19 protein-coding genes are annotated in these 16,153 nt (G+C 72.7%); 13 read left to right on the top strand and 6 right to left on the bottom strand.

The genetic code is table 11. The annotated features are described in order from the left end of the window. Positions 1 to 99: 99 nt before the first annotated feature. The gene (locus AB0J72_RS03785) at positions 100 to 297 is read right to left on the bottom strand and encodes a cold-shock protein (RefSeq protein ID WP_344508022.1); all 198 of its coding nucleotides are present in this window, start codon (positions 295 to 297) and stop codon (positions 100 to 102) included. Between the two features lie 263 nt (positions 298 to 560). Further along, entirely contained in the window at positions 561 to 1,181 is a 621-nt protein-coding gene (gene cofC / locus AB0J72_RS03780) for a 2-phospho-L-lactate guanylyltransferase (protein ID WP_363394077.1), read from the bottom strand. 73 nt (positions 1,182 to 1,254) lie between these two features. Between cofC and AB0J72_RS03775 the strand changes: the two genes are divergently transcribed. The 4 genes from AB0J72_RS03775 (at position 1,255) to AB0J72_RS03760 (ending at position 5,243) form a co-directional block, all read left to right on the top strand. Beyond that, positions 1,255 to 1,962, top strand: coding sequence for a lysophospholipid acyltransferase family protein (locus AB0J72_RS03775; RefSeq protein WP_363394075.1), 708 nt, complete (start codon positions 1,255 to 1,257; stop codon positions 1,960 to 1,962). A gap of 75 nt (positions 1,963 to 2,037) precedes the next feature. Continuing rightward, positions 2,038 to 3,075, top strand: a complete 1,038-nt coding sequence (locus tag AB0J72_RS03770) for an NAD(P)H-dependent glycerol-3-phosphate dehydrogenase (RefSeq protein WP_363394073.1) — start codon at positions 2,038 to 2,040, stop codon at positions 3,073 to 3,075. 10 nt (positions 3,076 to 3,085) lie between these two features. Next, complete coding sequence (locus AB0J72_RS03765; protein ID WP_363394070.1) at positions 3,086 to 4,195, top strand: cystathionine gamma-lyase; 1,110 nt, start codon at positions 3,086 to 3,088, stop codon at positions 4,193 to 4,195. A gap of 61 nt (positions 4,196 to 4,256) precedes the next feature. After that, positions 4,257 to 5,243, top strand: coding sequence for a D-alanine--D-alanine ligase (locus AB0J72_RS03760; protein WP_363394067.1), 987 nt, complete (start codon positions 4,257 to 4,259; stop codon positions 5,241 to 5,243). 26 nt (positions 5,244 to 5,269) lie between these two features. On the opposite strand, the gene AB0J72_RS03755 is transcribed toward AB0J72_RS03760, so the two are convergent. Together AB0J72_RS03755 and AB0J72_RS03750 are read right to left on the bottom strand one after the other, a co-directional pair. Beyond that, entirely contained in the window at positions 5,270 to 5,782 is a 513-nt protein-coding gene (locus AB0J72_RS03755) for a DUF3515 domain-containing protein (RefSeq protein WP_363394065.1), read from the bottom strand. Beyond that, positions 5,783 to 6,016, bottom strand: coding sequence for an Lrp/AsnC ligand binding domain-containing protein (locus AB0J72_RS03750; RefSeq protein WP_203846267.1), 234 nt, complete (start codon positions 6,014 to 6,016; stop codon positions 5,783 to 5,785). Positions 6,017 to 6,180: 164 nt separating this feature from the next. Between AB0J72_RS03750 and AB0J72_RS03745 the strand changes: the two genes are divergently transcribed. Further along, entirely contained in the window at positions 6,181 to 7,143 is a 963-nt protein-coding gene (locus AB0J72_RS03745) for a thiamine-phosphate kinase (protein WP_363394061.1), read from the top strand. Between the two features lie 28 nt (positions 7,144 to 7,171). Further along, positions 7,172 to 7,639 (top strand): GNAT family N-acetyltransferase, encoded by a 468-nt coding sequence (locus AB0J72_RS03740; RefSeq protein ID WP_363394058.1) that lies wholly within the window; start codon positions 7,172 to 7,174, stop codon positions 7,637 to 7,639. A 74-nt stretch (positions 7,640 to 7,713) separates the two neighbouring features. Here the strand turns inward: AB0J72_RS03740 and rpmB are convergent, their stop codons facing one another. Continuing rightward, complete coding sequence (gene rpmB, locus AB0J72_RS03735) at positions 7,714 to 7,905, bottom strand: 50S ribosomal protein L28 (protein WP_033357799.1); 192 nt, start codon at positions 7,903 to 7,905, stop codon at positions 7,714 to 7,716. 217 nt (positions 7,906 to 8,122) lie between these two features. Here rpmB and AB0J72_RS03730 point away from each other — a divergent pair, with 217 nt between their 5' ends. Then, positions 8,123 to 10,216, top strand: coding sequence for a DAK2 domain-containing protein (locus AB0J72_RS03730; RefSeq protein WP_363394055.1), 2,094 nt, complete (start codon positions 8,123 to 8,125; stop codon positions 10,214 to 10,216). 5 nt (positions 10,217 to 10,221) lie between these two features. Continuing rightward, the gene (gene recG, locus AB0J72_RS03725; protein ID WP_363394052.1) at positions 10,222 to 12,420 is read left to right on the top strand and encodes an ATP-dependent DNA helicase RecG; all 2,199 of its coding nucleotides are present in this window, start codon (positions 10,222 to 10,224) and stop codon (positions 12,418 to 12,420) included. Between the two features lie 364 nt (positions 12,421 to 12,784). Here recG and AB0J72_RS03720 read toward each other — a convergent pair whose 3' ends face one another. Further along, positions 12,785 to 12,943, bottom strand: a complete 159-nt coding sequence (locus tag AB0J72_RS03720) for an LPXTG cell wall anchor domain-containing protein (RefSeq protein WP_363394050.1) — start codon at positions 12,941 to 12,943, stop codon at positions 12,785 to 12,787. Here AB0J72_RS03720 and AB0J72_RS03715 point away from each other — a divergent pair. The 5 genes from AB0J72_RS03715 (at position 12,930) to AB0J72_RS03695 (ending at position 16,151) form a co-directional block, all read left to right on the top strand. Beyond that, complete coding sequence (locus AB0J72_RS03715) at positions 12,930 to 13,628, top strand: hypothetical protein (RefSeq protein ID WP_363394047.1); 699 nt, start codon at positions 12,930 to 12,932, stop codon at positions 13,626 to 13,628. The genes AB0J72_RS03720 and AB0J72_RS03715 overlap by 14 nt on opposite strands. Further along, a complete protein-coding gene (locus AB0J72_RS03710) occupies positions 13,607 to 13,741 on the top strand; it encodes a hypothetical protein (protein ID WP_363394044.1) in 135 nt (44 codons plus the stop codon). The genes AB0J72_RS03715 and AB0J72_RS03710 overlap by 22 nt, the downstream gene beginning before the upstream one ends. Positions 13,742 to 14,452: 711 nt before the next feature. Further along, the gene (gene rsmD, locus AB0J72_RS03705) at positions 14,453 to 15,019 is read left to right on the top strand and encodes a 16S rRNA (guanine(966)-N(2))-methyltransferase RsmD (RefSeq protein ID WP_363394040.1); all 567 of its coding nucleotides are present in this window, start codon (positions 14,453 to 14,455) and stop codon (positions 15,017 to 15,019) included. A 57-nt stretch (positions 15,020 to 15,076) separates the two neighbouring features. Beyond that, the gene (gene coaD / locus AB0J72_RS03700; protein WP_344507994.1) at positions 15,077 to 15,562 is read left to right on the top strand and encodes a pantetheine-phosphate adenylyltransferase; all 486 of its coding nucleotides are present in this window, start codon (positions 15,077 to 15,079) and stop codon (positions 15,560 to 15,562) included. 88 nt (positions 15,563 to 15,650) lie between these two features. Beyond that, the gene (locus tag AB0J72_RS03695; RefSeq protein ID WP_344507992.1) at positions 15,651 to 16,151 is read left to right on the top strand and encodes a hypothetical protein; all 501 of its coding nucleotides are present in this window, start codon (positions 15,651 to 15,653) and stop codon (positions 16,149 to 16,151) included. Positions 16,152 to 16,153 lie beyond the last annotated feature (2 nt).

Below are 16,153 nucleotides of genomic sequence, written 5' to 3'. Positions count from 1 at the left end.
TGCGTTACGGGGGCGGCTGCGACCGGTCGGCGTCTCGTCCACCGGATCATCATGGCCCGTTTGTGCCGATCTGAACATGAACTTCCCGCTGCATGGCCACTACGGGAAGGTGGGCAGCGTGACCTTGACGACGGCCCCGGCGGCGTCCCGGTCGATGCGGACCCGCTGCCCCAGGCGGAGGTGGCGCAGGCCCGACGCGTCGAAGGCAGCAGCGGGGAACCGCAGCTCAGCACCGTCGTCGAGCAGCACCGTGCCGGTGCGGGTGTCGTCGTCGAACGTCGCCACGGTCCCCTGCATCAGTCCACGCTACCGCGCATCGATTACCGGCGCGTGTCTCGCGTCACCGCGGCGCCGCCGCTGCCACCCGCGGCCGGCCTGCTCGACGGCACCGGGGTGCTTTTCGTCACTCACCGGTACCCGGCCGTGTTGCGCGGGGCGCCCGCCGGTCCTGCGTGGGGTGCCCGCCGGTCCTGCGCGGGGTGCTCTGCCGTCGTGCGGGGGTGGCCGTCGTGCGGGGTTGGTCGTCAGGCGGGGTTCGGTCGTCAGGCGGGGTTCGGTCGTCAGGCGGGGGTGCAGAGGACCTCGCCCGTGTGGGGGCCGAGGCCGAGGCCGGTGGCGGCGTCGAGGTCGGCGGCGGTGTCGACGTCGCGGCGCAGGCTGGGCCAGTCGCCGTCGAGCCGGACCGCGCCCGAGCGCAGGTGCGCCGCCGCCGAGCCGGGCCCGAAGTGCGGGTCCAGGGCCACCCCGGCGGGCGCGGCGAGCAGCACGGTGCCGCTGCCCTCCAGGTCCGGCACGAACGCGCGGCGGCCCAGCGCCTCCGCCGCGGCCAGGGCGACCGCCAGGTCGGCGGGGCGCATCGCCGGCAGGTCGGCGGTCAGCGCGACCACGGGCGCGCCGCCCGCGGCCCGCGCCCCGAAGGCCAGCGCCGCGTTGAGTCCGGCGGCCGGGGTGTCGGGCAGACAGGTGGCGCCGTCGGCGACGAGCTCCGCCCGCACCAGCGGGTCGTCGCAGACCGCGACGACCCCGGCCACCGACGGGCAGGCGAGCGCCGCCGCGACCGTGTCACGGGCCATGGCCAGCACCAGGCCGGGATGCGCGGGCCGCGGGACGGCGCCGCGCAACCGTGTCTTCGCCGCCCCGAGCGGCTTGACAGGCACGACCGCCACCCAGGTGCTGAGCATGACCCATCCTGACACGGCGCCACGGCGCCCGGCAGTGGCATGATTCGCAGCAGAACCGTGAGGGGAGGGTGAGATGAAGCGCCGGAGGCTCGGCTTCTGGCGGCGTTTCGCCGTCATGACCGTGAAGCCCACGATCCAGTTGCTGACCCGCCGGACCTGGACGGGCATGGAGCACATCCCCGCCGAGGGTGGGGTGATCATGGTCGTCAACCACATCTCCCATGCCGACCCGCTCGCCGTCGCGCACTACATCTACGACGCCGGCCGATGGCCGTCGTTCCTGGCCAAGGCCAGCCTGTTCAAGGTGCCGGTGCTGGGTTACCTGCTGCGGGCCAACCACCAGATCCCGGTCCACCGCGGCACCACCGACGCCGTGAAGGCCCTGGAAGCCGCCCGGGCGGGCGTCCGGGGCGGCGAGGCCGTGGTGATCTACCCCGAGGGCACCACCACCCGCGAGCCCGACCTGTGGCCGATGCGGGGCAAGACCGGCGCCGCCCGCCTCTGGCTGGACACCCGCGCGCCGATGGTCCCGATCGTCATGTGGGGCCCCGAGCGGATCTACGACCCGCGCACCAGCAAGCTGAAGCTGCTGCCCCGCGCCGACGTGACGATCATCGCCGGCGACCCGATCGACCTGTCCGCCTGGGGCGATGCGCAGCCGACCGCCCAGACGCTCAACGAGATCACCGACCACATCATGCTGCACCTCCGCGACATGCTCGTGGAGATCCGGGGCGGCACCCCGCCGCCGCTGTGGACACCGCGCAAGACGCTCGCATGAGCGCGCCGGAGCGCAGCGTCGGCATGAGCGGCCCGAGCGCAGCGCAGGACCGTACATGAGCATGACGGAGGGCATATGAGCATTCGACGCGCCGCGGTGCTCGGGGCCGGGTCGTGGGGCACGGTGTTCGCCAAGCTGCTCGCCGACGCGGGCACCCCGGACGTCACCGTCTGGGCCCGCCGGCCGGCCGTGGCCGAGGCGATCCGCGAGCGGCACATGAACCCGGACTACCTGCCCGGCACGTGGCTGCCCGGCGCGATCACCGCGACCGACGACGCCGCCGAGGCCGTCGACGGCGCCGACCTGGTCGTGCTCGCCGTGCCGTCGCAGACGCTGCGCGACAACCTGGGCGCCTGGGCGGGCACGATCCGCTCCGACGCCACGCTCGTCAGCCTGATGAAGGGCATCGAGCTGGGCACGCTCAAGCGGATGAGCGAGGTGATCGTCGACTCCGCCGGTGTCGAGCCCGACCGCATCGCCGTCGTCACCGGGCCCAACCTGGCCCCCGAGATCGCCGCCGAGCAGCCCGCGGCCACCGTGGTGGCGTGCACCGACATCCGGCGCGCCGAGCTCGTCCAGCGTGCGATCAGCACGCGCTACCTCCGGCCGTACACCAACGACGACGTCATCGGGTGCGAGCTCGGCGGCGCCGTCAAGAACGCGATCGCGCTCGCCTACGGCATGGCCTCCGCGCTCGGATTCGGCGACAACACCCGGGCGACGCTGATCACCCGCGGCCTCGCCGAGACCACCCGCCTCGGCGGGGCGCTCGGCGCCAACCTGATGACGTTCGCCGGGCTCGCCGGCCTCGGCGACCTGGTCGCGACGTGCTCCTCGCCGCTGTCGCGCAACCGCACGTTCGGCGAGCACCTCGGCCGCGGCGAGACCCTGGAGCAGGCGCAGGCCGCCACCCGGCAGACCGCCGAAGGCGTCAAGAGCTGCCTGTCGATCCGCGACCTGGCGCACAGCGTCGGCGTGGAGATGCCGATCACCGAGCAGGTCGAGCTGGTCTGCCACGAGGGCGTCGACCCGCTCAGGGCGCTCGCCGCGCTCATGTCCCGCGAGACCAAGCCCGAGCGGCCCGGCGTCCCGTCGACGGCGGAGCATCAGTAGGGTTTTCCGCATGACTGGTGACGGCACACGGGTCGTGCACGCCGGCGTTCCCGAGGCCGTGCCCGGCCGGCCCTTCCTGCCCGGTCCGGCCTTCGGCGCGCCGTACCACCTCGATCCGGTGCTGGGGCCGCAGCCGGGCGTCGACGGTTACGGGCGCACCGACAACCCGACCTGGCGCGCGCTGGAAGGCGCGATCGGCGAGCTCGAGGGCGGCGAGTGTGTGACCTTCGCCTCCGGCATGGCCGCCATCAGCGCCGTGCTGCTGAGCGTGCTGCGCCCCGGCGACACCGTCGTCGTGCCCGCCGACGGCTACTACAAGACCAGGGCGTTCGCGGCGTCGTACCTCGGCGAACGCGGCGTCACCGTCGTCGAGGCGCCGACCGCGGGCCCCTACCCGGCCCTGGAGACCGTCCGGCTGCTGCTGGTGGAGACCCCCGCCAACCCGGGGCTCGACGTGTGCGACATCGCCGAGCTGGCCGCGCGCGTGCACGCCGGCGGCGGGCTGGTCGCCGTCGACAACACCGCGGCGACCCCGCTCGGGCAGCGCCCCCTCGACCTGGGCGCCGACATCTCCGTCGCGTCCGGCACCAAGGCCCTGACCGGCCACTCCGACATCCTGCTCGGCTATGCGTGCACCCGCGACCCGCAGCTCACCGCGGCGCTCACCGGCTGGCGCGGCGCCACGGGCGCGGTGCCCGGCCCGTTCGAGGCGTGGCTCGCGCACCGCTCGATCGGCACCCTCGACCTGCGCCTGGCCCGCCAGACCGCCAACGCGGCCGCCGTCGCCGAGGTGCTCGCCGCGCACCCGGCGGTCGTCTCGGTGCGCTGGCCCGGCCGGCCCGAGGACCCCGCCCACGAGGTCGCGTCCCGGCAGATGCGCCGCGTCCCGGGCGTGGTCACGTTCACGCTCGCCGGCAAGGCCGCCGCCGACCAGTTCCTGCAGGCCGCGACCCTGGTGTTCGCCGCCACCTCGTTCGGCGGGCTGCACACCTCCGCCGACCGGCGGGCGCAGTGGGGCGACGACACCCCCGAGGGCCTGATCCGCCTCTCGTGCGGCGTCGAGGACACCGATGACCTGATCGCCGACGTACGGAAGGCACTCGACGCGATCGTCGCCTGACGCAGCGTGGGATGCTGACCAGTCGACAGCGCGAGCTTGACCTTGCGGTTAGGGTCGGCGCGTGGAAACGCCAGAGAAGACCCGGGTCGCCGTCGTGTTCGGCGGCGGCAGCACCGAGCACGCCATGTCCAGCGTCGGCGCCGCCGACCTCCTCGACGCCCTCGACACCGACGAGTTCGAGATCGTGCCGGTCGGGGTGACCCAGGAGGGTCGCTGGGTGCTCGGCGCGGCGGCGGGCTCCTCGCCGGCGTCCACGGATCTGGTGCCGGCCGGCGCCGCCGTCACCGTGGTCGACGCCCGCGACGGGGTGGCCCGGCTCGGCGGCGTCGACGTGGTGTTCCCCGTCCTGCAGGGCGTCTTCGGCGAGGAGGGCACGATCCAGGGCCTCCTCGAGATGGCGGACCTGCCCTATGTCGGCTCCGGCGTGCTCGCCGCGTCGGTGGCGATGGACCACGACTTCCTGCGCAAGCTGGCCGTGGCGTCGGGGCTGCCCGTCGCGCCCTACGTGGTGCTCAGGGACTCCTCGGACGTCGCCGGCGCCGACCGGGAGCGGCTCGGGCTGCCCGTCGTCGTCCGGCCCGCCCGCGGCGCCGGTGGCATGACCGAGATCACCGACTGGGCCGAGCTGCCCGCCGCGGTCGCCGCGGCCCGCACCGTCGACGCGAAGGTGGTCGTCATTGCCGCCCCCGCCGGCCGCAGGGTCACCGTCGGCGTCCTCGACACCTCGGGGCAGCCCGAGTCCAGCGTGCCCGGCGAGATCGTCGACGGCCGGGTGACCGCGCCGGCCGACCTCGACCGCGCCGTCGAGCGCCGCGCCCGTGACCTCGCCGTGGAGGCGTTCGTCACCCTCGACTGCGCCGGGCTGGCCATGGTCGAGTGCACGGTCACCGCCGGCGGCGACGTCCTGTTCGACAGGATCGACACCATGCCCGGCTTCGACCCCGGAGCGGCGTTTCCCGTGGTGTGGCAGGCCAGCGGCGTCGCGTACACCACCCTGATCACGCAACTGGTCAAGGCGGCGGTGCGGCGCGGGACGGGCCTGCACTGACCCGGGTCAGGCGCTCCGCGTGGCGGTCAGCAGTGCGTCGCGCCCGGGTCCTCGTAGGGCACCGTCTCGGTGATCGGCGCCGACAGGTGCGACAGCCACGAGCCGTCGGCCTTCTTCGGCACCACGACCCGCAGCGGGACATGGCGGTCGATCGTCGTCCAGACGGTCTCCTGCTTGTGCTCCTCCGGATACCAGCAGACGCCGGAGACGCCCACCAGCTGGGCGTCGCGCGGGACCGCCCGCTTACCGATCGCGCCGCAGGACAGCACGATCGCCGGGTCGCCGAAGGCCGCATGCTGCTCGGTGCCGGCGCTGACCGGACGCCGGTGCAGCCCGCCGAGGGTCTCCGGCATGCGCGCCACCAGCGCACGGCAGACCACCGTCGTGGCCTCGTCCATGGCCACGGCGTCGGTGTGGACGGTGCCCGTGGCCTCCGCCTTGGGAAAGCCGCCGAGCAGCCAGAACGCCAGGACGCCGACCAGCAGCGCGACGGGGATCGCGGTGACGGTGGCGATCCTGGCGGGGCTCTTCGCCGTCATCTATAAGTGCACCACCGAGCACGTCAGCGTGCGGGTGATGCCGGGCACCAGCTGCACGTTGCTGACGATCAGTTTGCCCAGCTCGTCGACGCTGCGCGCCTCCGTGAGCACCACCACGTCGTACGGCCCCGTGACCGCGTCCACCCGGACGACCCCGGTCAGCTCCTGGATGGCGGTCGCCACATCGCGTGCCTTGCCGACCTCTGTTTGGATCAGGATGTATGCCTGTACCACGACACGACTCCTTCCTGCGCCGCGCGAGCGCTGATCAGCGCTGAACCTACCGCACCATGGGATACAGCGGACCAGCAGCCGTGCGTGATCGTGCCACAACACGCTGCGTTACCCGCAACATCGCGCATTCAATGTTCAGTTTTTCTGTTTGACTTGGAGGACGGGTGACCGTTGCAACCGCCGGGGAGTTCGGGCTCATCTCACGGGTGACGGCCCGGCTCGGGGCGGCGTCGCCCCTGGTCCTGCTGGGGCCCGGCGACGACGCGGCCCTGGTCGCAGCGCCTGACGGCCGGGTCCTGGCCAGCACCGACGTGCTCGTGGACGGCCGGCACTTCCGCCGCGACTGGTCCTCCGCCCGCGACATCGGCCACCGCGCCGCCGCCGCCAACCTCGCCGACATCGCCGCCATGGGGGCCCGGCCGACGGCGCTGCTCGTCGCGCTCTGTACCCCCGCGAACCTGGAGATCACCTGGGCGGAGGAGCTCGCGGACGGGCTCGCCGCGGAGGCGGGCAAGGTCGGCGCGGTCGTCGTCGGCGGCGACATGTCCGCGAGCCCGACCCTGACCATCGCGGTGACGGCCCTGGGCCACCTGGAGGGCCGCGACCCCCTGGTGCGCACCGGCGCCCGCCCCGGCGACGTGGTCGCGATTTGCGGCCGGATCGGGTATGCGGCAGCCGGGTACACCATCCTCTCCCGCGGCTTCCGCTCCCCGAAGCTGCTGGTGGAGGCGCACCGCCGGCCGCAGGTGCCCTACGCCGCCGGGCCGTCCGGCGCCCTCCTCGGTGCCACCTCCATGATCGACGTATCCGACGGGCTGCTCGCCGACCTGGGCCACATCGCGACCGCCAGCGGCGTCGGGATCGACCTGCGCCGGTCCGCGTTCGTCGTGCCCGAGCAGATGCGTGACGCGGCGACGGCGCTCGGCGTCGACCCGTACGGCTGGATCCTCGCCGGCGGGGACGACCACGCGCTCGCGGCCACCTTCCCGTCGTCCGTGGAGCTGCCCGACGACTGGCGCGTCATCGGCGAGGTCCTACCGCCCAGTCTCTTCACCGCCGGTGACGGTGTGACCGTCGACGGTAGGCGGTACACCGGTGGAGCCCCAGGCTGGGACCACTTCCGGTAACGAGTGATCGCTTCTATACCCTTTACGCGTGACTGAGCTCGACATTCGACTGACCCGCTACGGCTCGCGGGTCGCCACCGAACTCATCAGCGCCACGCTCGCCGACCTGAGCGAGCGCTACGGCGGATCGGGGGACACCACCCCCATCGAGCCTGGTGATTTCGACCCGCCGCTGGGCGGTTTCTTCGTCGCGTACGTCGACCACGCGCCGGCGGGGTGCTGCGGCTGGCGGACCTTCGCCGAGGACGAGAGCACCGCGGAGCTCAAGCGGCTCTACGTGGACCCGGCGTTCCGCGGGATCGGCCTGGCCCGGCAGCTGATCACGGCGGTCGAGGACTCGGCCCGCGCGGCCGGGCGGAAGCGGGTCTGGCTGGAGACCGGCACGGCGCAGCCGGAGGCGATGGCCCTGTACGAGTCGGCCGGCTACGCGCTGATCCCCGACTTCGGGCACTACAAGGGCTATCCGAGCGTGCGGTCGTTCGGCCGGTCGTTGTAGCGCGTTGAAAAAGGCCCCGCCGGTGGCGGGGCCTTTTCTTGCTGCTGGTGTTCTTGCTTTGCTGGTGCAGGCGATCAGCCGCGAACGACCTTGCCGGCCTTGAGGCAGGAGGTGCATGCCTGCACCTTCCGCGTGGTGCCGCCACCGGCCGGGGTGCGCACCGTCTGAATGTTGGGGTTCCAACGGCGGTTGGTCCGCCGGTGCGAGTGGGACACGTTGTGGCCGAAGCCCGGTCCCTTGCCGCAGACGTCGCACACGCTAGCCACGGGGATCTCCTGGGATTGATTGCGTCTCGGGCTGGACCCCTCCACCGGCCGGGCCGGGGGCGGGCTCCAGGTGTCGCCGACCGGTCGACCGGCGGGCAACCCCGCAAGGTTACCTGATGAGCCCCGCTGACTCCCAATCGGGCCTTGCCGGGGTCGCTTTCCTGGGGCTCGGGTGGCGAGCGGGGAAATTGTCGGTGGTCGCCGATAGGCTCGGCGCGTGCCAGTGAATGTCGATGCTGCTGCTGTTCGCCGGTGGTGCGCCGCCGGCCTCGACGCGCTGCGCCGGCACCGGTCCGAGATCGACGCCCTCAACGTCTATCCCGTGCCTGACGGCGACACGGGGACCAACCTGGCGTTGACCATGTCCGCCGCCACGGCCGCGGTGGAGGCCGCCCCTGGCTCCTCCAGCGCGGGGGAGCTGCTCGCGGTCGCGGCAAGGGGTGCGCTGCTGGGCGCCCGGGGCAATTCGGGCATCATCCTGGCCCAGCTGCTCAAGGGTCTGGCGACCTCCCTGGCCTCGACGCGGGCGATCGGCCCGGCCGAGCTGGCGGCGGCGCTGGAGCGGGCGGCGGCGTCGGCGTATGCGGCGGTGGCGGCACCGGTGGAGGGCACGGTCCTGTCGGTGGCGTCGGCCGCGGCCCGCGCGGCCGCCGGCGCGTCGTCGCGGGTCTCGGCCGGCGGGTCGACCGGTCCCGGCGGTGAGCCGTCGGCGGCGGGCGGGTCGTCACCCGGGGTCGGGGCTGGGTCGCCGGGAGTCGGGGACGGGTCGCGGGGTTCCGGTAGGTCGTTGCGGGGTTCCGGTGGTGAGCTGGTGGGGTCCGGCGGGTTGTCGGCGCGGGTCGGTGGCGAGTCGGCGGGCTCCGGTGGGGCGTCGCGGGATTCCGATGGTGAGCTGGTGGGCTCCGGCGGGTCGTCTGCGGGGTTCGGTGGTGAGCTGGGGAGCCTCGGCGGGTCGTCGGGGGGCGGTAGTGAGCCGGCGGGCTCCGGTGGGTTGTTGTCGGGGGTCGGCGATGAGGCGGCGGGCTCCGTGGCCGGGGCGGCGCCGGTGGGGGCTGGCGGGGTGTTGTGGGAGCTCGGGGGCGGGGCGGGTTGGGGCGGAGTGGTGGAGGTGGCGCGGGCGGCGGCGGAAGGGGCCCGGGTGGCCCTCGCGCGGACGCCTGAGCAGCTGCCGGCGCTGGCCAGGGCGGGGGTGGTCGACGCCGGGGGGCGTGGACTGGTGGTGCTGCTGGAGGCGTTCGTGACCTCGCTGACGGGGGAGACGCCGCCGGTCCCGGTCGACGTGCCGGCCCGGGTCGCCGATCCGGGTGGGGTGATGGAGCGTGAGGCGGGGTCGGTCGAGTTCGGCTATGAGGTGCAGTTCCTGCTGGACGCCCCGGCCGCCGCGATCGAGCCGCTGCGGGAGGCGCTGAGCGCCCTCGGTGACTCGCTGGTCATCGTCGGGGACGAGTCGACCTGGCACGTGCACGTCCACGTCAACGACGTCGGGGCGGCGATCGAGGCAGGGATCGGGGCGGGGCGGCCCAGCAGGATCACCGTGACGCGGTTCGCCGAGCAGATCGCCGAGCGGCGGGCGGCCGACGCGGCAGCGCCGTCCGGTCCGGTGGGCGTGATCGGGTCGGAGGGCACCGTTCGTACGCCGGCCGCAACCGAAAACGAGAGCGCCGGCTCGGGGATCGTCGTCGTGTGCACCGGGCGGGGGCTCGCTGAGCTGCTCGCGGCCGAGGGGGCCACGGTGGTGACCGGGACGCCGTCGATGGCGGAGGTGCTCGCGGCGATCCGGGCGACGGGCGCGGGCAGGGTGGTCGTTTTGCCCAACGACGCCAACGTCCTCGCCGTCGCCACCGCGGCGGCGGCCGAGGCCAGGACGGCCGGGATCCGGGCGGGTGTCGTGCCGACCCGGTCGCCGGTGCAGGCGCTGGCGGCGATGGCGGTGCGGGACACCGGGCGCAGGTTCGAGGACGACGTGATCGCGATGGCGGAGGCCGCGGCCCGGTGCAGGTCGGCGGAGCTGACGGTCGCGGCCCGGGAGGCGCTCACCGTCGCCGGGCGGTGCCAGCTCGGGGACGTGCTCGCCATCGTCGACGGGGAGGTCAACCTCATCGGGCAGGACCTGGAGGGCACCGCGTGCCTGCTGCTCGACCGGATGCTGCTGGCCGGCGGGGAGCTGGTCACCCTCATCGCGGGGCAGGGGGCGCCGCCGGGGCTGGGGGAGACGCTGCGGCGGCATGTCGCGGGGGCGTGGCCGTTCGTCGAGGTGCAGTGCTATGAGGGAGACCAGCCGCACTATCCGCTGCTGGTCGGGGTGGAGTGAGACCGGTGACCGAGATCGACCTGACCACGCCGCTGCAGAAGGTGATCGGCAACGGCGCGAAGCTGCTCGCCGACAGCCTCAACCTGCACACCGTGGGTGACCTCGTGTATCACTTCCCGCGGCGGTACGAGGAACGCGGCGAGCACACCGACATCCGGTCCCTGGAGATGGACACCGAGGTCACGGTGTTCGGGCAGGTGAAGCGGGTGTCGTCGCGGACGTTCGTGCAGCAGCGGGGCAAGACCGCGGGCAAGCGTGGGTCGCTGCTGGAGGTGGTCGTCGGCGACGACAGCGGCGGCGAGCTGAGCGTGACGTTCTTCAACCAGCCGTGGCGGGAGTCGCAGCTGCGGCCCGGGCGGTGGGGGCTGTTCTCCGGCAAGGTCGGCCGGTTCCAGAGCAAGCTGCAGCTCAACCAGCCCGACTACATCCTGCTCGACGGCGCCGAGGGGGAGGAGAGCGTCGAGGAGTTCGCGGGCGCGATCATCCCGGTGTATCCGGCGACGGCGAAGGTGCCGACGTGGCGGATCGCGGCCGCCGTGCGCACCGTGCTGGACGTGCTGCCGCCCACGCCGGACCCCGTGCCGGGGACGGTGCGCGCCAAGCGGAAGCTCTCGTCCCTCGACAAGGCCCTCCGCGAGATCCACCGGCCGGAGTCCCGCGAGTCGCTGCACTTCGCCAGGCGCCGGCTGAAGTGGGACGAGGCGTTCGCGCTCCAGCTGACCCTGGTGCAGCGCAAGCACCGCGCCGCCGACTGGCCCGCCCGGGCCCGGCCGCTGCGCGACGACGGGCTGCTGGCGACGTTCGACGGGCAGCTGCCGTACGAGCTGACCCGCGGCCAGCGTGACGTCGGCAACGAGATCGCGGCCGACCTGGCCCGCCCCCACCCGATGCACCGGCTCCTGCAGGGCGAGGTCGGCTCCGGCAAGACCGTCTGCGCCCTGCGGGCCATGCTGCAGGTCGTCGACGCCGGCGGGCAGGCCGCGATGCTCGCCCCGACCGAGGTCCTCGCCGCCCAGCACCACCGCAACGTGATCGACCTGCTCGGCGGCATGGCCCGCGCCGGCGAGCTCGACGCCGCCCCCGACGCGACCCGGGTCGCGCTGCTGACCGGCTCGCTCGGCGCCGTCGCCAAGCGCAAGGTCCTGGAGGAGATCGGCTCCGGCGCCGCGGGCATCATCGTCGGCACGCACGCGCTGCTGTACGAGGGGGTCACGTTCAAGGACCTGGGCCTCATCGTCGTCGACGAGCAGCACCGCTTCGGCGTCGAGCAGCGCGACGCGTTGCGCGCCAAGGCCGACCAGCCGCCGCACGTGCTGGTCATGACGGCGACGCCGATCCCGCGTACCGTCGCGATGACGGTCTTCGGCGACCTGGAGACGTCGGTGCTCAGCCAGCTGCCCAACGGCCGCTCCCCGATCGCCTCGCACGTCGTGCCGGCCACGGACAAGCCCGCGTTCCTGGACCGGGCGTGGCGCCGCATCCGCGAGGAGGTGGCGGCCGGCCACCAGGCGTACATCGTCTGCCCCCGCATCGGCGACGCCAAGTCCGACGGCGAGGACCTGGCCCTCGCACCCGGCGACGACGACCGCCGGGCGCCGCTGGCCGTGCTCGACGTCGCGCCGCAGCTGGCGGAGGGCCCGCTGCACGGCCTGCGGATCGGCATCCTGCACGGCCGCCTGCCCGCCGACGAGAAGGACGCGGTCATGCGCTCGTTCTCCGCCGGTGACCTGGACGTGCTGGTCGCCACCACGGTCATCGAGGTCGGCGTCGACGTCCCCAACTCGACGGTCATGATGATCCTCGACGCGGACCGCTTCGGCGTCTCCCAGCTGCACCAGCTCCGCGGCCGGGTCGGCCGGGGCAGCGCCGCCGGCCTGTGCCTCCTCGTCACCGAGTCCGTCGAGGGCACCCCGGCCCGCGCCCGCCTGGACGCGGTGGCCTCCACGACCGACGGCTTCAAGCTCGCCGAGCTCGACCTCGAGCAACGCCGCGAGGGCGACGTCCTGGGCGCCACCCAGTCCGGCCGCCGCTCCCACCTGAAGCTCCTGTCCCTGCTCCGCGACGCCGAACTGATCGGCGACGCCCGCGCCGAGGCGTTCGAGCTGCTGGAGGACGACCGCGAGCTGACCCGCCACCCCGGCCTCGCCGCCACCGTCACCCAACTCGTCGACGAGGAGCGCGCCGAGTACCTCGAGAAGGGCTGACCCGCCCTCTGCCGGCTCCCACCGGAGTGGGGTGATCGGCCAGCCCGGCCCGCGCCGCACCAGCCGACCACGCCGGCGTGGGCCTTCGGTATCCGTGGTGGCGGCCCGGTGCTGTTGCCTTTTCGGCGGGAATCCACACAATCGTCCGGTCCTTGGACTCGAGTAGCTGCGGTGGACCGGGCCGGTCGGATCGGCGTGGCTGGGGTTGCTGTAGACGTTGGTCAATGCCCGGATCTGTGGCTTTTGGGAAATGACGCTGCGCGATCCACCCACGAAAGGATCTTCAAAGTGGGGGTTGATCGCGCAGTGTCTATGGAAGGAATGGGGCGTTTCGGGGTATTGATCGATGTTTTTGTGGGGCTCGTTAGGCGGCGTGGCGGCCGCGGTGGGGGCGGCGGCTGAGGAGGATCAGGCCGCCGCCGAACGCGATCATGAAGATGGCGGCGCCGCCGAGGACGGTGGCGTTGGTGCCGGTGACCGGGAGGCTGTTCGAGATGGCAGGGGCGGTCGTGGTCGGGGTCACGGTGTTGCCGTTGCCGTTGCCGTTGGTGGGGGTGATCTCGGTGATGGTCTCGACCGGGTTGTTCGTCTGCGGGGCTGAGGCGGACGGGGATGCGGTCGGGGAGGTGGAGGTTGTCGCGGTGGGGGACGGTGCGGCCGGAGCTGTGGTGGTCTCGGACTCCGACGGTGTGGTGGGGGTCGACGTCGACGCGGAGGGTGTGGCGGTGGCCGGCTCCGACGCGGTCGCCGACGGGGCGGCGGATGTCGACGGGGAGGCGGGGATGGAAGCGGACGTCGACGGAGAAGCGGATTCCGAGGCGGAGGGCGAGACGGAGGTGGAGGGCGAGGCGGTGGTCGACTCGGAGGTGGACGGAGAGGTCGACGAGGAGGACGGAGAGGTCGACGAGGAGGCGGACGGCGAGGCAGAGGGGGAGACGGACTGCGAGGCGGAGGGGGAGGCGGACGGGGCGGTGGTTGTGGACGGGGAGGTGGTGGGGGTGTCGCAGGAGGAGGGGGCGGTCCAGGTGGCGGTCACCGTCTTGAACGTGTTGTCGCGGACCGTCACCTGCTTGGCGGCCACCGGCAGGTCGCGGGTGGTGCCCGGGGCGACCCGGACGAGGCCGCCGGGGAGGTCGAAGACGGCGTCCACGTTGGCGGTGGGGGAGTTGGCGAGGTGGGCGGCAGGGTGCCGTCGCAGTCGGCGGTGAAGGTCGCGGCCGGCTGGGGGGTGCAGGTCGTGGTGCCGCCGTTGTACCAGGCGCGCACGCCCGCCGAGCGGCTGCCGGGGGTGGCGGTGTCGCCGAGCCTGGTCGTGCCGTAGCGGGGGCCGCCGTCGACGATGGGGTTGATCACATTGGTGCCGAAGACGGTGTCGACCTGGGTGTAGCAGCCGGGGACGTCGACGCGGAGGGTGATCGACGGCGTGGTGGGGGTGATCGCGGCGGTGTCGGTGGCGTAGACGAACTGCGGGTTGCCGAAGGACCTCGACGGGGCGGTGTAGGAGACGAGCGTGAAGGGCTGCCGTTCGCCGGAGCACAGGGGGGGCGGCCGAGGTGATTGTCGCGGTGCCGGCCGGGCCGTCGAACGTGTGCCGGTAGGTGGCCGAGGACGCCGGGGTGCAGGACGTGCCGGAGATGGCCGACGAGGCGAACGCGGTGCCGGCGAAGGCGCCGCCGAACAGCAGCGTGCTACCGAAAACGAGCAGGGTCTTGCGCAAGACGTGCCCCCAACATCGCAGGTCTGGGGGCGGTCTCACCACTGACTCCCCGGCCGCAAAGCGGTGACCGATTGTGCTCGGCCCGGATCTACGTCTCCCCAATTCATGGGTAGTCGTGACGGTTTGTCGCGACTGCAAACAGCGTGAGACCAGCTACGCAACGCTGAAAAGTCCTGCCGGATGGCGCGCTACTCTCCGTAATCGAGCACGCAGAGTAGTCATGCCGGATTGAATCGCAGTACACAATGAAAAATCGGAAAAGTCCGAATTGGGAGTGGCGCGGGTCACGTCGACGGCGCGCCTAGGCTGGACGGCGTGACACGCATCGTGGCCGGCGCGCTCGGCGGCCGGCGCCTGACGGTCCCCGCGGGACAGGGGACCCGGCCGACCTCCGACCGGGTCCGGGAGGCCCTCTTCAGCAGCCTGGAGGCCATGGTCGACCTCGATGGGTCCCGGTTCGCCGACCTGTACGCGGGATCCGGCGCCGTCGGGTTCGAGGCGTGCTCGCGCGGCGCCGCCCACGTGCTGCTCGCCGAGAGCGATGCCAAGGCCGCCAGGATCGTGCGGTCCAACATCGCCACCCTCGGCGTCGGCGGCACCGTGAAGCTGGTCGCGGACAAGGTCGAGCGGCTGCTCCAGCAGGAGCCCGACGAGCGCTACGACGTGGTGTTCGTCGACCCGCCGTACGCCGTGACCGACGAGAAGGTGGGTGCGGTCCTGGACGCGCTGGTCGCGCGCTGGCTCGCCGCCGGCGCCGTCGTGGTGGTCGAGCGCAGCAGCCGCGGCGCCCCGATGCGCTGGCCCGAGGGCCTGCGGCAGCGCGCCGAGCGGCGCTACGGGGAGACGACGCTGTGGTATGCGGAACGCGAGCCGGGCACGTGAAGCGGGCGGCCGAGCGGCTTTGGTACGGTCCCCGCTCATGAGGCTTGGGCTGGTGCAATGAGGCGCGCGGTGTGTCCGGGTTCGTTCGATCCGGTGACCAACGGACATCTGGACATCGTGGGACGCGCGTCGAAGATGTTCGATGAGGTCGTCGTCGCCGTGCTGATCAATACGAGCAAGGCGGGGCTGTTCACGGTCGAGGAGCGGCAGGAGATGCTCGCGGAGGTGACGGCGCCGTACACCAACGTGCGGGTCGACGTCTTCCAGGGCCTGCTGGTCGACTTCTGCCGGGCCAACGACGTCAGCGCGATCGTCAAGGGCGTGCGGGTCGCCGGTGACTTCGACTACGAGCTGCAGATGGCCCAGATGAACTACGGGCTCGGCGCCATCGAGACGCTCTTCATGCCGACCAACCCGAAGTACTCATTCGTCTCGTCGAGCCTCATCAAAGAGGTCGCGAAATGGGGCGGCGACGTTTCGCCGCATGTGCCCGACCTTGTGGCAAACCGGCTGCGCGAGCGGCTCGCCAAACCCGGAAACTGAAAGCTTTCCGTGTGGCGATGGAGCGGCATCATGGTTTGGGCCGCATGATGGTGTCGTTGTTTGCCGTGGGGACAGGGAGTGACCGCAAGTGGATCCGCTCGAGAGCATCGACCAGATCATCGCGCTGGTCGAGGGTGCACGGTCGGCGCCGATGTCGCGGAGCAACTTCGTGGCCGACCGCGCCGAGATGATCAACCTGCTCGACCAGCTGCGCGCCGACCTGCCGGGTGAACTTCGGCGTGCCACCGCGCTGCTCGACGAGCGGGACAAGATCGTCGACGCGGGGCGCCGCGAGGCCGAGCGGATCATCACCGAGGCGGAGCAGGAGCACAACCGGCTCGTGTCGATCAACGAGATCGTCGTCTCCGCCGAGCACGAGGCGTCTCGCATGATCAACGAGGCGCGGGCCGAGACCCAGCGGCTCCGCGACGAGGTCGACGACTATGTCGACACGGCCCTCGCCAACTTCGAGCAGTTCCTCACCCGATCGCTCGCCTCGATCGAGCGTGGCCGCGACAAGATGCACGCGCTGCGCGAGATAGGCTCTTTCACACCGTCCGGCGACGACGACCGGCCGCTGCCGTTCTAACC

The organism is Dactylosporangium sp. NPDC049742, assembly GCF_040674675.1.
GTDB lineage: Bacteria > Actinomycetota > Actinomycetes > Mycobacteriales > Micromonosporaceae > Dactylosporangium > Dactylosporangium maewongense.
This window is presented reverse-complemented; position numbering and strand designations above follow the sequence as displayed.

Coding starts and splice junctions, on each gene's coding strand:
- AB0J72_RS03755 (WP_363394065.1), bottom strand. CDS start 5,782: ATGACGGCGAAGAGCCCCGCCAGGATCGCCACCGTCACCGCGATCCCC.
- AB0J72_RS03765 (WP_363394070.1), top strand. CDS start 3,086: ATGACTGGTGACGGCACACGGGTCGTGCACGCCGGCGTTCCCGAGGCC.
- AB0J72_RS03770 (WP_363394073.1), top strand. CDS start 2,038: ATGAGCATTCGACGCGCCGCGGTGCTCGGGGCCGGGTCGTGGGGCACG.
- AB0J72_RS03785 (WP_344508022.1), bottom strand. CDS start 297: ATGCAGGGGACCGTGGCGACGTTCGACGACGACACCCGCACCGGCACG.
- coaD (WP_344507994.1), top strand. CDS start 15,077: ATGAGGCGCGCGGTGTGTCCGGGTTCGTTCGATCCGGTGACCAACGGA.
- AB0J72_RS03775 (WP_363394075.1), top strand. CDS start 1,255: ATGAAGCGCCGGAGGCTCGGCTTCTGGCGGCGTTTCGCCGTCATGACC.
- cofC (WP_363394077.1), bottom strand. CDS start 1,181: ATGCTCAGCACCTGGGTGGCGGTCGTGCCTGTCAAGCCGCTCGGGGCG.